At 42.9% G+C, this 15,361-nt stretch carries 11 protein-coding genes; 5 read left to right on the top strand and 6 right to left on the bottom strand.

Annotated elements, in window-relative coordinates; genetic code table 11:
• Window positions 1-3 precede the first annotated feature (3 nt).
• The gene (purH, locus tag Q4486_RS00980; RefSeq protein WP_303416413.1) at window positions 4-1,584 is read left to right on the top strand and encodes a bifunctional phosphoribosylaminoimidazolecarboxamide formyltransferase/IMP cyclohydrolase; all 1,581 of its coding nucleotides are present in this window, start codon (window positions 4-6) and stop codon (window positions 1,582-1,584) included.
• A 128-nt stretch (window positions 1,585-1,712) separates the two neighbouring features.
• Complete coding sequence (gene purD, locus Q4486_RS00985; protein WP_303517703.1) at window positions 1,713-2,999, top strand: phosphoribosylamine--glycine ligase; 1,287 nt, start codon at window positions 1,713-1,715, stop codon at window positions 2,997-2,999.
• Between the two features lie 29 nt (window positions 3,000-3,028).
• Here the strand turns inward: purD and Q4486_RS00990 are convergent, their stop codons facing one another.
• The gene (locus Q4486_RS00990) at window positions 3,029-4,210 is read right to left on the bottom strand and encodes a CHASE2 domain-containing protein (RefSeq protein WP_303517705.1); all 1,182 of its coding nucleotides are present in this window, start codon (window positions 4,208-4,210) and stop codon (window positions 3,029-3,031) included.
• Window positions 4,162-5,811 (bottom strand): FecR domain-containing protein, encoded by a 1,650-nt coding sequence (locus Q4486_RS00995; protein ID WP_303518105.1) that lies wholly within the window; start codon window positions 5,809-5,811, stop codon window positions 4,162-4,164. Before Q4486_RS00995 ends, Q4486_RS00990 begins: the two co-directional genes overlap by 49 nt.
• Window positions 5,812-6,058: 247 nt before the next feature.
• Between Q4486_RS00995 and Q4486_RS01000 the strand changes: the two genes are divergently transcribed.
• Entirely contained in the window at window positions 6,059-7,579 is a 1,521-nt protein-coding gene (locus tag Q4486_RS01000) for a tetratricopeptide repeat protein (RefSeq protein WP_303517707.1), read from the top strand.
• A gap of 72 nt (window positions 7,580-7,651) precedes the next feature.
• Here the strand turns inward: Q4486_RS01000 and Q4486_RS01005 are convergent, their stop codons facing one another.
• Both Q4486_RS01005 and Q4486_RS01010 read right to left on the bottom strand, forming a co-directional pair.
• Window positions 7,652-9,064 carry a hypothetical protein gene (locus tag Q4486_RS01005; protein WP_303517709.1) on the bottom strand — a complete coding sequence of 471 codons (1,413 nt, stop codon included), beginning with the start codon at window positions 9,062-9,064 and terminating at the stop codon, window positions 7,652-7,654.
• A gap of 31 nt (window positions 9,065-9,095) precedes the next feature.
• Window positions 9,096-10,310 (bottom strand): murein L,D-transpeptidase family protein, encoded by a 1,215-nt coding sequence (locus Q4486_RS01010; RefSeq protein WP_303517711.1) that lies wholly within the window; start codon window positions 10,308-10,310, stop codon window positions 9,096-9,098.
• A 325-nt stretch (window positions 10,311-10,635) separates the two neighbouring features.
• On the opposite strand from Q4486_RS01010, the gene Q4486_RS01015 reads away from it, so the two are divergent.
• Both Q4486_RS01015 and Q4486_RS01020 read left to right on the top strand, forming a co-directional pair.
• Window positions 10,636-11,007, top strand: a complete 372-nt coding sequence (locus tag Q4486_RS01015) for a histidine triad nucleotide-binding protein (RefSeq protein ID WP_067862141.1) — start codon at window positions 10,636-10,638, stop codon at window positions 11,005-11,007.
• Between the two features lie 110 nt (window positions 11,008-11,117).
• Window positions 11,118-13,022 carry an ATP-binding protein gene (locus tag Q4486_RS01020; RefSeq protein WP_303517713.1) on the top strand — a complete coding sequence of 635 codons (1,905 nt, stop codon included), beginning with the start codon at window positions 11,118-11,120 and terminating at the stop codon, window positions 13,020-13,022.
• An 87-nt stretch (window positions 13,023-13,109) separates the two neighbouring features.
• Here the strand turns inward: Q4486_RS01020 and Q4486_RS01025 are convergent, their stop codons facing one another.
• Both Q4486_RS01025 and Q4486_RS01030 read right to left on the bottom strand, forming a co-directional pair.
• Entirely contained in the window at window positions 13,110-13,550 is a 441-nt protein-coding gene (locus Q4486_RS01025; RefSeq protein ID WP_303416406.1) for a PilZ domain-containing protein, read from the bottom strand.
• Window positions 13,551-13,654: 104 nt separating this feature from the next.
• Window positions 13,655-14,689: a DUF2333 family protein gene (locus Q4486_RS01030; protein ID WP_368389433.1), complete on the bottom strand. Its 1,035-nt coding sequence runs from the start codon at window positions 14,687-14,689 to the stop codon at window positions 13,655-13,657.
• Between the last annotated feature and the right edge of the window lie 672 nt (window positions 14,690-15,361).

Raw genomic sequence — 15,361 nt, forward strand, 5'->3', positions numbered from 1 at the left:
ACAATGGCAGAGAACATCACTTCCGTTCGCCGTGCTTTGATCAGCGTATCTGATAAATCAGGTATTGTTGAATTCGCACAAGCCCTAAGCACTCGCGGCGTTGAGATCCTTTCTACAGGCGGTACCTACAAACTGCTTAAAGAGAATAATATTCCCGCAGTGGAAGTATCCGATTACACCGGCTTCCCCGAGATGATGGATGGCCGTGTAAAAACTCTGCATCCTAAAGTGCATGGCGGCATTCTAGGTCGTCGCGGACAGGATGATGGCATCATGTCCGAACACGGCATCAATCCTATCGACATGGTTGTAGTTAACCTATATCCATTTGCAGCCACCATTGCACGCCCTGATTGCGATCTTCCAATGGCGATTGAAAACATCGACATTGGTGGGCCAACAATGGTTCGCTCCGCTGCGAAAAATCATAAAGATGTTGCCATTGTTGTAAATGCGTCTGACTACGACAACATCGTATCTGAATTAGATAAGCAAAAAGGCCTATCCCACGCAACACGCTTTGATCTTGCAGTAAAAGCTTTCGAGCATACCGCAGGATATGACGGCATGATTGCAAACTACTTAGGTGCAATTGTTGAAAGCGAAGAAGATAAAGCAGCAACCTTCCCTCGCACATTCAATACTCAGTTTATCAAAGCACAGGATATGCGCTATGGAGAAAATCCACACCAGCGCGCGGCTTTTTATGTAGAAGCTGATCCATCAGAAGCCTCCGTTGCTACAGCTCGTCAGCTGCAAGGCAAAGAGCTTTCTTTCAATAACGTTGCAGATACGGACGCAGCACTCGAATGCGTAAAACCGTTTAACGAACCTGCCTGCGTTATTGTTAAACATGCTAACCCATGTGGCGTAGCCGTTGGCAAAGATCTTCTTGATGCATACAACCGTGCCTTCCAAACAGATCCAACCTCTGCCTTTGGCGGCATCATTGCATTTAACCGTGAGCTTGACGCTGCAACAGCCCAAGCCATTGTCGATCGCCAATTTGTAGAAGTAATTATCGCGCCTACAGTAACTCAAGAAGCATCCGATATTGTTGCTACTAAGCCTAATGTCCGTTTACTACAATGTGGCGAGTGGGCAGCAGATCGCGCACATAGCTTCGACTACAAACGCGTTAATGGTGGCTTACTGGTTCAAGACCGTGATTTAGGTCGAGTAGATGCATCTGAACTGAAGGTTGTTACTCAAGTTCAACCTACAGAGCAGGAGATCAGAGATCTACTTTTCTGTTGGGAAGTTGCCAAAGCTGTTAAATCTAATGCGATTGTTTATGCAAAAGATGGACAAACTATTGGCATTGGTGCTGGGCAAATGAGCCGCGTTTACAGTGCTAAAATTGCTGGTATTAAAGCCGCTGATGAAGGTTTAGAAGTAAAAGGTTCCGTTATGGCATCTGACGCTTTCTTCCCATTCCGCGATGGCATTGATTCAGCCGCAGCAGCTGGTATAAAAGCCGTTATCCAACCGGGTGGCTCTATGCGCGACCAGGAAGTGATTGATGCAGCGAACGAACATGGTATGGCAATGGTCTTCACCGGCATGCGCCACTTCCGCCATTAAGTACATTTAGCAATAGGTCTACTTTGCGGGTTGAATCCTAGTCAATTTAAACCTTAAGTAAGCTTATTGCCAAAAACCCCGGTCTGCATAATTCAGACGCGGGGTTTACTGTTTAGGAATTAATGAAAATGAACATACTCATTATTGGCTCTGGTGGCCGCGAACACGCTTTAGCATGGTCTGTGTCACAGGATGCTAATGTAGATAATGTCTTTGTCGCACCGGGCAATGCAGCAACAGCGCAAGAAGCTAAGATGCAAAACGTAGCGCTCGATGTAATGGACCTTGATGGCTTATCTACTTTTGCTAAAGAGAACAATATCGACCTTACTATTGTTGGCCCTGAAGCCCCTCTAGTAGCGGGTATTGTTGATCACTTCCAGAAAGATGGCCTGCGTATATTTGGCCCCACTCAAGGCGCTGCTCAACTGGAAGGTTCTAAAGCGTTCACTAAAGACTTCCTTGCACGCCAAAAGATTCCTACTGCTGAATATGAGAACTTTACAGAGATAGAGCCAGCCCTAGCCTATGTGCGTGAAAAAGGCGCTCCTATCGTTGTAAAAGCAGATGGCTTAGCTGCAGGCAAAGGCGTAATCGTAGCCATGACTCTGCAAGAAGCGGAAGACGCGATCAAAGATATGCTTGCAGGCAATGCCTTTGGCGAAGCAGGTAGCCGAGTTGTTATTGAAGAGTTCCTAGAAGGTGAAGAAGCCTCTTATATCGTTATTGTTGATGGCGACAATGTACTTCCTATGGCAACCAGCCAAGACCACAAACGCGTAGGTAATGGCGACACAGGGCCAAACACAGGTGGTATGGGTGCATACTCCCCAGCCCCCGTTGTAACCCCTGAGATCGATCAGCGCATTATGGATGAAGTGATCATGCCGACTGTAAACGGCATGAAAGCTGAAGGTAATGAGTACACTGGTTTTTTATATGCAGGCCTTATGATTCAAGCAGACGGCACACCAAAAGTTATTGAATATAACTGTCGTTTTGGTGATCCTGAAACGCAACCGATTATGCTACGTTTGAAATCTAGTCTCGTTGATATGTGCAATGCAGCGCTCGACAAAAAGCTAGATCAGACCACAGCAGTGTGGGATGAGCGCAAGTCTGTTGGTGTTGTGATGGCTGCCGGCGGATACCCTGGAGACTATGGCAAAGGTGATGTCATCACCTTCCCTGCTAGCTGCCCAGAAGGGACCAAAGTATTCCATGCAGGTACAAAGTTAGTCGACGACAAGGTTGTTACAGCCGGTGGACGTGTACTTTGTGTTACCGCGCTAGGCGATACAGTAACTGAAGCTCAGCAACGTGCATATGATCTACTTAAAGAGGTCAATTGGGAAGGCGCTTATTTCCGCACCGATATTGCTTACCGTGCGATTGCTCGCGAGACGAATAGCTAAACTGCCTGTCTAATTAATTAAAGCCCCAGTTAATCTGGGGCTTTTTTATTTATTAGTAATAAACCGCTTAAACGCCCGACAGCAAAGATACAGCTAATCGATATAACCCCAGCCAGCATAGGCATCATACTCAACCAGTAACCTAACGACAGCAACCACACCGGCACCCCAGCTAGTAGGAGCGCCATACAAAACCCAACCAATCGCCAACCTACTGGCAGCTTCGCCAAAAAAAGCCCCCAACACAATGTTGCTAATATACCAAGGGTAACTGCCCACACAGATAAGGAGGGCGACAACGTATATCCACGATTTAATGTACTAAAAAGAAAGGCGTGAATTTCTGTGGAAAAAAATGATTTTTGCGGTAAAACCTTTAACTTATTCTCAATGGCTGGAGCACTAATCCCCACAAAAACAGCCTTATTACGCAGCTTATCTTTGGGAACTGAGCCATCAAGTAAAGCCCACAATGGGTAACGCAGTACATGTTGATCAAACGAGGCTAAGCCAAACGGCAACAAAAGCTCATAATCACGGCTCCACAACTTGGAGAAGCCCACATGCAGATAAGGTGTTCTTAAACCAGAAAAGTCATCTGCTTTCACAGGTGCATAAACATGAAGAGAAGCCAGCGCCAAACTAGGCCACCGAGGAAAGCCCATGCCGGCATAAAGATAGCTACGCCGAAGATATTCATCCTCGTCTAAAGAGAGATCGGCATGACCCATCACTGCTTTTGGTAGTTCAGCAGCATTTAAAGGTTTTAATTCTCGGCCATTCTCTGCGATCAAAGGCAATATCACTCGACCGCTCTGCTTGATTGCATCAACCAAACGTTTATCACCTAACTTGTTATCAACATCTTCACCGATAAACGCAACATTATAAGTGATAGATGAGGCTTCAGCTGAAGATAGCCCCTCTATCACCTCCGCATGGATGCCACGATTTAGCGGCCACCCCGAAAAGCGGTCGATACTTTCTTGGTCGATATCAATTAACACAACATCTTTAGGCCTATAGTCCACAGATGCGTAGTACTGATTCAACAAGTCGTAGGCGAATCGATCAAACCAAACAGTCAAAGCTGAAGAGCTTACCAAAACAACAATCGTTAATGGCAGCGTCAGAAAGACTAAAAACCTAACCCCTTGGAGCATTACAAAATCAACAGTAACGTTGCCGCACCAGAAAAGATAAGTGGCCACCAATTCTCTATTGGCTGCTCAACCTGCTGTGGAGCCGTCCATTCACCTGCATAATCATCAGCATCGAATGCCCTAACTCTTATGTAATATGTACCAGGCTGTGGCTTATCTATAGCTAATTCAGCTTTATCAGTGTTTTTATCAACCAGAATATCGTTAAACTCTTGGTCACTTGCAAATTGCAGTTGGTAATATTTAATATCTGGTTCAGTATTCCAACTAAAAAACATCTCATTTTCACTACTTACCGGCGCCTGAAGTTCTGGTTTCGCAGGAACAGGCTTGACGGTAAATTCACCAGCAAAACCGAGTGGGCCCACTTTTCCTTGCGAGGTTACACTCGTTACACGCCAATAATAATCGCCAGGCTCCATAATATTTGCTGTAAAACGAGTATCTGAGATATCACTTTCCTGTAAAGCTAAGGTTTCAAAATGCTCATCCTTAGCTATATCAAGTTGAAAACGATCTGCTAGCTCTGGACGAGACCAAACAAATTCCACTTCACCAGAATAGATAGAATCAGAGGAGCGTGGTGCTTGTCGAACAGGTGGAAATGGTCGTGCATCAATAGTAATTTCCTGCACTGAGGAAAAACCTTGCAGGCCCTCTTCACTAATCGCACGAACCCTAAGCCAATAGCTCTTATCTTGCAGCGATGAAGGTAGCCCCATTTTCGGCTGATCCGAAACAGAATCATAAACAATGGCGGTAAACAGCTTATCAGGTGAGATCTGTCCACGATATTTAGCCGCACCTTTCAATTCACTCCACACCAACTTACCCGGAAGGTAATGAATCGGCGCACTTAAATCAGGCAATTCAGGTGCAGGAAGAAGCTTTGTGGGCTTAGCTGGCGGCATATCCGCTTTTGCTAATGTCCCATAACCTTGATTTACAGTAGTACCACCTAAATTATTTTCAACACCGATTTTACCCTCGACAACTTCAGCCGCTGTACTTGAGCCTTGAGCACGCACTCGATATGTAGTGCCTTTGGTCGTTGCAAAGGCAACAGGGGTATCGATTAAGAACTGGGAACCCGGTACTTTTGCAGGGTTCGCTCTAATTTCTGCCTCACCCTCTTCAAGAAACACTTTAATATCTACAACTTTACGTTTACTGCCGACAACAGTCGCTTGCCTAATCTTTAGTAAGCTGTTTTCAAGAATCAATACCTGTGTGCTGTCATCAAACTCCAACAACACTGACGATTGAGGAGAGGTCTTTATCTGATCGCCCTGCCCTAAGCTTTGGCCTCGAACTAATGGCAAATGAGCTTTAACTGTACCGTCATTCATAACCACTTGTGCTGTGACTGTACCGCTAACATCCAGAATTGTAATATCCGACTGACGTTCTTTAATTAATGAACGCGGTATTTTAAGCACAGTACCCGGTAGCATCTGTCTATCGTTACTAATATTATTCAGACGCTCTATAGTTTTCCATTCTCGCCAATCCGTCAAAAGCTCATGAGCAATACTCCACACAGACTCCCCAGGCTGCATAGGATAATTCCATTCACTCTCTGTTTCTGCCAACACTGTCTGAGAAAACATTAATATGCAGAGCAATGCTAAACTTTGTTTTAATTTCATCACTGAATAACGTCCTGTTTCGCGTATTAAAAGAGATGGAGAATCGAGTTTTAATTAAGCTTCTATTAAGCCTAGTACAAACAACCGCATTAACATTAAAACTCTTTCATAGGCCCTATATATAACTTATCATTTTCCCACTAATTCAACTATCTAGCCAGCATGGAAAAAGCCGTTTTATAATATGACATACCCAATTATATGAGTATAATCATCCCTTAAATCATTACGTGATACGCTTTAATCCATGCAGACATTCGAAATAGATTCTAAAAGAAAACGACTCCGCACAGCGATTAGCGCTATTATTTCCACAGCTATTTTAACGGGCTGTGGTGCTCTTACCCCAAAAGCACCTCAAGAGTCGAACAACGAACAAACAGATTCTGGCTTTTGCTACAACGGTGGACGCACAAACGAATATAGCTGCGACCCTGAAAAAGCAACCGCACAAGCAGACATGCGGACAGCAGATATCGATGAAGAATGGATGAGCGCAAAGCTATCAGAAGTTCGCTCTTGGCTAGCCGAAGAGAAACAAGCCATTCTTAATGGTGAAGCATCTCCAACGGATAAAAAAAGCACCACGCCTCAAGAATACATTACAACAGTCAGCATAAGCACACCTACACCTCAGCAAACCTCTCCTGAGATAGCAAAAATTTTACGTCTCAGCCAACAAGGCCAACATAAAGCGGCACTTACAGCGATTGATAAACTCATTGCTGAAAATCCCAATATGGCTGCAGCAAAGTTGACTAAAGGGATTGTTACCAACCAGATGGGCGACAAAACATCCGCTAAATCCATTTTTACACAGCTGATGGCAGCCTACCCTGATAGACCCGAAGCGTTTAACAATCTCGCGGTGATTTATGCTGAAGAGGGTAACTTTGCCCAAGCAATAGAAACCTTACAACAAGCCTTTCAGACCCACCCAAGCTATGCCCAAGTACATAGCAATCTAAAAGAGCTCTATGCGACATTGGCATCTCAGGCTTACAACAAAGCGCTTGACCTTGGAAGTATCGCCGCTAGCCCTGAACTCACAATGATCGATCGAGTGCCTAGCGATATCTCAGGTAATAGTTCTGATCAGTTACTGCTGGTTAGCAACGCCGCGACCTTAAGTGCACCACTACAACAGCAGGAAGCAAATCCAGCTGAAGTCATACCTACACTGTCGAAAGCTGATGTAACTAAGCAATCTCCTAATGTCGTACAAACCGAAAAAACAACTACTGAAATTGCGGCACTCAGTAACAAAAATCAGCCTCCTGCAAATGAACCAATCATTCACGAGGCAGAACCTGAACCAACAAACCATATAGTAGAAGCACTAGATACAAAACTTGAAAACCAACAAGTTGCTGACCAAGCAGTACCTTCCAAAGCAGTTTCTGCTCCCCTTGCTTCAACAGAGCAAGAGATCACTCAAAGCCTACAGAACTGGGCTCAAGTATGGAGCAATAAAGATTATCAAGGCTACATAAACGCTTATACTCCTATGTACCGTCCAAACGTGAAACTAAGCCACCAGCAGTGGGTTACTCAGCGCCAACAACGTATAACTAAACCTAAATTCATTCGTATAGATGTCAGTAATATTCAGGTTAAGATTCTTGGACAGGACTTGGCCGAAGTTTACTTTGAGCAACGCTATGAATCCGACACTTATAAAGATGCGGTCAAAAAGCGGGTAATGATGGTTAATTCCAACGGACAGTGGAAGATCAGCCTCGAAAGAAGCCTAGGTTTAATCCAGTAAAACTTATTAATGAGTATGAATAAAAAAACGTCCTTTACTGGACGTTTTTTATTGGTCACAAGCTCACAAATATTACAACTCAGATCCCGGTCGCTTTAATACGACGGTACCATCCGTTGCTTCTGACGCAATTCTCCAGCCCTCTGTCGTTAACTCCAACTCTAAACGCTTTGTAGTCTCATCAGCATAGCCCGGCTTTTCAAAACGCTGATAGAATTCAATACGATACCAATGGGTATTTAAACGTGTAAAGGTTGGTGTTCCTAGTTCAAGCTTTATCCATTCTGGCGACAATAATCGTTCTTTCCTAAACCGCCTCCACTCCTCTACTGGCATATCTACGCCATACAGAGAAGCATCTTGAATATAACTCCCTATATACGCATCCCAGTTTTGAGATTGCCAAGCTTGATGCCAAATCTCGAACACTTTCCTTACTTCATCTTCATTATTAAGCGCAGCAACTGAGGTCACTTGCTGTTTGGATGTAGCACCCTCTAACAAAGAATGATTCAACACCTTTCCTGGAGTGGCAGAGATGACCTTCAGAACATCTCGACCATCAGGGCCCCCTCTATGGTTTGGGGGCAAATCGGCATTATTAGCAACCATATATCTCTGAGTTAGCTCACTCTTGTCGCGCTGCAAACTACTTTTTGCCTCTTCTACGACTACGCTCAAATCGGCAACAAGAGCCGGATTTAACATCATTGGGCTCTGAGCGACTGAGCCAGCATGGTCAATATTTTGAGGAGCTCGTGTCGACTCTGAAATAACAGCCTCATTATTTAACTCAATCGGCGGTGTTATCGGCTCTGGAACTTGCTCTACTACCTCACTCTTAGCAACTTCTGCATCATCCAGAAGTTCGACCGTTAAAGGCACCATTGAGTCTTTAACAACCTCATCAATAGTCGCTGAAACTTTATCCTCTGGAGCCAGGTCAATAAAACCACTATACCAACGCCAAAGACCCAGCCCGATTACAGCGACAAACCCAACCCAGAGTATATTCTTAGCAAAAGAGGCGGAAGGCCTGTTGGCATTAAAACCATCTTGATAGAAGCCATCCAGCTTAGCCGCTAGGGAGGGATTAACCTTCAAAGCCGATACAAGCGCGGGCGTGCTCACTAACAAAACAACAACAGCGGTGCCCTGCTCGTCACATATCGAAGGCAAACTCAAAAGATAAGTTAACGCCTGCACATCAACACTTTCGCAATTAATTGTGATTAACAGCTTACGACCCATGGAGAGGCGTTTTTTTAAGGCTTGAAGAATTAAGGAAGCACTTTGTTCAACGGAAAGGTAGCTGGCCAACGCCGCCTGTAAACTAAGGAGTTCTAGCTTGCCTTCACATTGGAAGTGATCTGGATAATGTTGCTGAGTTTGTGCTAAAAGCTTATTTATCCAAATCTCAGAGCCCTCAATACGAACAACCTGATGCTGATCTATATTTTGAAGTAATAGCTCAGAAGCGTTCATATATTATAGCGCCCAACTCACTTAGCATGGATTAAGGCTTACCTACAGAAGGTAAACCTTCATAAGCAATTCGCCAGCGATCGTTCTCAAACGTCCAATATTGACGTTTAATAGACTTCCCTTGAAGGTTGCTACTTTTATAATCTTGGCGGAAAGTAGCCACAACGAGATCTGGATTGTCGGGATAACGGTAGAGACTTAGGTTATCAACATTAACATCTATGAATTCTTTACTGCTATTTACGCGCTTTTTATAACTAGAGAACTGTTTCAGATCTCTTTTCCCGTCATGATAGTTTGTCGCATAATTCTGAATATAGCGCGAATGATCAAGGCTTTCCCAATCAGCAGCCCAACGTTCAATTAAACTATTAAAACGTTTACTTTGCGCTAACCAATCCTGCTTTTTAATCCAACGAATGTTATGCCCCACCAAGACAGGGGTATCTTTAAAATCGATCTTTTGGTCAAGTTCGATGAAATCTGGATTCGTAAGGGAGATACAACCTTCACTGGCTTTAGGTGGGCGGCTGTAAGTTTCAACCGGAGATCCATGTAACCATATACCATTACCTGTTCTCCCTAAGCGCTCATCCCACACATTAGGGTAATTGAGTGGCAATGCGCCAGATCCATAACGTGAAGGTAAATTCTTATCCTCTAAACGCCCTGTAATAAAATAAACGCCTAGCGGTGTTTTTAAATCCCCTCTTTTCTCTTTGCCAACCCCACCTCGTCCGTAGGAAGCATAGAAATCTTTAACTAAAACAGGAATACCATCATGATTTTCAAACAGAAATAACCGTGAGAGTCGCGTATCTACAACGACTGCATATTTCTGATTTTCTGACATTTTCAACATATCAGCCGGTAGCATATCAATGGATGGCTTTTCCATCTCCATCAATAAGCGCACTTTAGCTTCAGAAATTAATCCATCAATTTTCTGTTTATCACTATGGCTGCCAGAACTACTTAAAGGCGCTCCTTGTGCTTGAGCAGATAAAATATCTGCATAGACAAGCTGAGCAAGGCGAAAGTCCGGGCGGCGTTCAGTCAACTGTTTCAGGTCAGTTAATGCCGAATCTAACTCATGACTACTCAGGTTCTTTAAACCACTTAATAAAAGCTCTTCATTACCATCAGATAAACCATAAGGACCTTGAGATAACTCATCCGCTGCGGCATTCCCAAATGAAGAAAGTATTCCCCAAGCAATTACAGAACCGATCAAACCTTTTGTCATTTACCCAAACAACCCCAACGTAATTTAAGCTCTGATTATAACGATATTCAGTGTTAATGGGACTTAATTTATCTAGATAAACGGCTAAATTCGAAGAAAACTCTGCCATAACGTCATTTTATCGTACCTAAATCAACACTTTCTAAAACACCCCGCCCCATTAGGCGTGTAATCACTTATTTAAAACAAAGCTTTCAACCAATCAAAGCATACTTTTAGTGGCCACTAACTAAAACAGGTCAACCTCCCTTAAAACGATCAACCCTGTTGTTTAAACTCAATTAATCTCGCTATACTGCTAAAAAAGCTTTATTGAGAGAGAATTATGGACTGCCTTTTTTGTAAAATTATCAATAAAGAGATACCTGCACAGATCGTTTATGAAGATGAGCATGTAATTGCTTTTAATGATATTAATCCCCAAGCACCAACCCATTTACTGATTATTCCTCGCATACACATATCAACACTCAATGATATTAGCGAAGAACAAACACCTCTCATCGGTCACATGATAAAAAGTGCGGCTACTATTGCTAAACAGATGGGTTTTGAGGAAGACGGCTACCGCACGGTTTTTAATTGCAATGAAGATGGTGGACAAACAGTTTACCACATCCACCTACATCTGCTCGGTGGTAAAGCTATGGGTTGGCCCCCTTATCAAGATAAATTGAAAACAGCGATAGAACAGTAAACAGCCGACTGAATAACCTTGAGGCACTCTGTAATTGGAAGTCGTATCCAAAAGGAATATAATTGCAGCTAACTTATACATATAGAATGTAATCGAGATTAGCCTTAATCATGCTACAGGAAAATCAGCTTCACGCTGAGAGTAACCACGGATCAGAGAATAGTGAACAACCTTTAATAACCCCTTATCGACATAGGGGTTATAAAAAGGCACTTTATGCTTTGCGTGATGCTCTCGATAATCACAGCGCAGTCATCCTCAAAGGGGTGGAAGGCACAGGTAAAACCACACTTGTATCTGAGCTGATTAGTGATTATCAACACAAAGGGGTTCCTGTCGTACGGTTCGATACGGCACTGACTAAACCTTCACAGTTTTATTCGAAACTAGCCGAATGTCTCAAGGTACCCAAACAAAAAAAAGATCTGATTCAAGCACTGCGTGATACTAAAGATGCGGGTCAATATTGCTTAGTCGTTATTGATCAAGAAGCTATAGATTCATCGGCAACTGTCGCTGACGCGCTTAAACAGCTTTGCTTAACATCAGAAACAACGGCTGGTGCAATTAAACTCATCGTTGTTCGCAAAGACTATTTAGTTATCCACACAGGTAAAACACCTGAGGCTGATTTTCATAATTGGATTAAAACTGAAGTCACTCTTAATCCTCTACAAATAGACGATATCGAAGGCTATATATATTACCTGTGCGCTATAAAAGGCCTACCCCCTACACCTTATGAAATAGGCACAGATTTCTCAATGATAGAACAAACAGAGGGGCGGATCAGCCGTCTAAAAGCCCTTTTGTTACCTTTGATTCACAAAGATGTGATTACCCGTAAAGACTTTGCAAACAATGAACATAACAGCAAGCCTTTGCATACCAATCATTCAGGTATTTTTGCCTTAGCTTTTGTCGCCATACTGGCCTTAGGCGTCGGCATAAATCACTTTTTATTTACAGATGAACCTCAGCCATCTTCAGAACTCCCAGCAGTGGCGGTCTTTGCTGAATCAGAACCCACAGCTTCAGGAACCCAGCAGGCAGCGAATTTCAGTGTAACGCCGCCAAGTGTTGCCAAAGATAAATCGCAAAGCACGGTTAAGACTACGGATCTTAAAACCACTGATTTAACAAACCAAGACACCAGCCTATCGACGGCTAGCGCTAATGATAACGCAGCTAACAAATCTGAGAACCCTCTAGCGACCAACGCTTCACCCGACCTATTTCAAACTGAAGTAAAAATGAAACTACTACAGTTAGAGACTGAATTAACCGAGGCTAAGATAGAAAACAATCGCCTACAACTAGCATTGATTGAGGCGCAAAAAGAGCAAGACGCTAAAATAAAACACGCGCTAGATACGAAAAAGAAAGAGGGTCTTAACTCCGCTGTAGAAACAAAACCGGCATTCAGTAACTCAGACAGCTCCTCAAAAGAAAGCCTTGCAGCGAATCAGGCTGAAGCGCTACCAGCGATTGCTGAAACCTCAGCACAACTAACTTCAGAACCTCTAAGCGTAGATCAAGCCAGCGTTACTACAGCGTCACAAGGTGATACAACTCAAGAAGTCTCTGCTACAGACAAGGTTGTAAGCACAGATAACAACACAACCCTTACTGTTGCGGCCCCGCAGAAAGAAAAACAGCCATTAGATCAAGCGACAGAGCTTATTAATCGTTGGCAGAATGCTTGGCAAACTCAAAACCATGAAGATTATATTTTCACTTACACATCCGTCTTTAATGGCCCATACAAAACCCATCAACGCTGGTTACAGAAAAGACACACCGCTTTAACAACACCGGAATGGATTAAGTTAGAACGAACTGAGTTCTCAAATATCCAGCTGTCTGATTCGATGGTAACGGTTGATTTTTGGATCAACTATGAAGCAGCCAACGGCTATAAAGATAAAACCCTTAAACGCCTCACCATAGAGAATATCGAGGGTGAGTGGCTTATTAGCAAGGAACAAAATTTAGAAGTGCAACCACTGCTTTAACAGTACTTGTCTTGCAGATACTTTGAATTTAAAGGATGTACAACTATTACTTAGGTAATGGTTGTACTCTGTTTTTTTACTGATTATCTAACAAGGGTATAAAGGAAACTCTGCAGCATACTTATCTATCCACTCCTCTGCGGCCCCCTCTGAACTCAGCTGACGTCCCTCTTCATCAAGCACCTTTTGGCGATACTCCTCTATATGGCAAACTTGCTCAACCATCCTTACCGAATAAGCCGTAGCAAAATCAGAAAAGCCTATACCTACTAGGTACCCAGCACCATCTCCTTTACACCAAAGAACATGACCAATCGTTTTAAATGAAGGATCATTTAACCAAATTTCAACCTCAACAGCTTGCCCTGCACTCATTGCTTCAGATGATTCACATGAAAGCCCACCCACACTAATATCGTTCGTTTGAACACAGCGCGGAGCGTAACCCGATAAGCGTTCTGAGTTATAGTTAGGTATGGAAAGTTGAATCGGTATTCCCGTAGGATGTCTTATAAAACGGCGGGGCATAACTCTCCTCCTTTGCCTTTAATACATCTCAGTGTAGACCTAATATAAAAAAAGAGAGCATAAATGCTCTCTTTTTAGTTTCAAAACATGCTGACCAACGAGTATTAGCCTTTGCTCAATAGATCTCGCAAGTCAATAATTGACGCATTCGCTCGAGAAATATAATTAGCCATTACCAATGAGTGATTTGCAAAAAGACCAAATCCCCCACCATTTAAGATCATTGGGCTCCATACGGTATCTTGAGTAGCCTCAAGCTCTCGTATAATTTGACGTAGACTTACCCGGGCATTTTTCTTTGCCAGCACCGGCCCAAAATCATGCTCGATCGCTTTCATAATATGTAATAAAGCCCATGCAGATCCCCGTGCTTCAAAGAAGACATCATCGATCTCTAGCCATGCGGTTTTTATTTCGGTCTCGCTCGCGACTACCGTGGACTGTTCAGCCTCAGCATCCCCCGCTAAATCCGTATTCAAACGCTTCTGACCTACACTGGCACTCAAGCGTTGAGACAAACTTCCCAAACGCGTTTGTACATCACCCAGCCAGTTATTAAGATTATCTGCTCGGGCAAAAAACTGAGCTTCAGTTTCCTCTGTACTTGCCAAAGCAAGTTGATAACTTAACAAGGCGTCTAAACCCTCTTTATATTGCGATTCAGACGAAGGGATCAGCCAGCTATTAGCATCAAAGTTGAGTTGCGGCTCAGCTACTGTCAGTGCTAAATACTCTACAGATTGAGATTGAGAACGACTAAAATCTTTCCGCATCGCTCTAGCTAAATCACGGGATTGTACTAATACGCCGTACTCCCAGTTACTAATATTATCTAACCACACACCTGGAGGCGCTATATCATTACTAATATATCCACCCGGCTTATGTAGCAATGTATCAACCAAACGCTGTAGGGTAAAAACCGTAGTGTACCCAGTGGTAATCTCTAGACCTCGCTCATCAGCATCAATCTCCGCTTCAGATATAGGATCAAACGCACTTGGGGTAATACTCCAATAAACGCCTAAAGGTATAGAAACAACAATCGTCAACAAAATCGCTGCAAAGAATGCGCGACTTATTTTACCGCCCGGCATGTTATCCCAAAAATCCAAAAACCAATCAATCAATAATCCCATGAAAGTTCCTCAACCCATAAAGCGGCTATTACAATCTGACAACCTGATCAAACTCGCTATAACGCACATATTTTGCGTTTTAACGTACAAGAAAGCTCTATTCTAACAGCCCATAACTTTAGATGCGCACATTAAGTTCTTGCCTTAACAAAGATATATCAACATAACCTAATAAAAAATCTTTCCACACTAAATATTACCTATTCTTTATCACTACTACCTATAAAACTAAATAAAATAGGCCCTACAAAACACAGATCAAGTACCATAAATCATAAGAGGAGCCATAAAAACGTCGCAATGTAACCCTAGCTATAGAGATTTAGCATCTGCGATTATTGCCACCCTAAGCACTCCACAGATAAACCTTCTAAATCGTTTAATAAAAAGTCTTAATGGTGGAACTAACAGCCACGGAAAACCCTTTGCAGCATGCCTAATTATCCGTAAAAAAGGAGGCGAAAATAGCGTTAAATTGGATACAACCTTGCAGAATAGATCTGTACAAAACAAGTACATATTATTTTAAATTCACCCCAAAATTAAGTCTTAAGCAAGATATCAAGTAATAATAAAACCTCCTTCTAAGTTTTAAATATTAATATTTTCAAACTCTTAACTAAAAATGACATACATCATTAGAAAAAATGTTGCAGTGCGTCATAATTAAGC

This window comes from Neptuniibacter sp. 2_MG-2023 (assembly GCF_030547495.1).
Taxonomy (GTDB): domain Bacteria; phylum Pseudomonadota; class Gammaproteobacteria; order Pseudomonadales; family Balneatricaceae; genus Neptuniibacter.

What these genes read in the sequence shown, in the direction of transcription:
- Q4486_RS01020 (WP_303517713.1), top strand. Translation starts at nt 11,118, where the DNA reads ATGCTACAGGAAAATCAGCTTCACGCTGAGAGTAACCACGGATCAGAG.
- purH (WP_303416413.1), top strand. Translation starts at nt 4, where the DNA reads ATGGCAGAGAACATCACTTCCGTTCGCCGTGCTTTGATCAGCGTATCT.
- purD (WP_303517703.1), top strand. Translation starts at nt 1,713, where the DNA reads ATGAACATACTCATTATTGGCTCTGGTGGCCGCGAACACGCTTTAGCA.
- Q4486_RS01025 (WP_303416406.1), bottom strand. Translation starts at nt 13,550, where the DNA reads ATGCCCCGCCGTTTTATAAGACATCCTACGGGAATACCGATTCAACTT.
- Q4486_RS01010 (WP_303517711.1), bottom strand. Translation starts at nt 10,310, where the DNA reads ATGACAAAAGGTTTGATCGGTTCTGTAATTGCTTGGGGAATACTTTCT.
- Q4486_RS01015 (WP_067862141.1), top strand. Translation starts at nt 10,636, where the DNA reads ATGGACTGCCTTTTTTGTAAAATTATCAATAAAGAGATACCTGCACAG.
- Q4486_RS01030 (WP_368389433.1), bottom strand. Translation starts at nt 14,689, where the DNA reads ATGGGATTATTGATTGATTGGTTTTTGGATTTTTGGGATAACATGCCG.
- Q4486_RS01005 (WP_303517709.1), bottom strand. Translation starts at nt 9,064, where the DNA reads ATGAACGCTTCTGAGCTATTACTTCAAAATATAGATCAGCATCAGGTT.
- Q4486_RS01000 (WP_303517707.1), top strand. Translation starts at nt 6,059, where the DNA reads ATGCAGACATTCGAAATAGATTCTAAAAGAAAACGACTCCGCACAGCG.
- Q4486_RS00995 (WP_303518105.1), bottom strand. Translation starts at nt 5,811, where the DNA reads ATGAAATTAAAACAAAGTTTAGCATTGCTCTGCATATTAATGTTTTCT.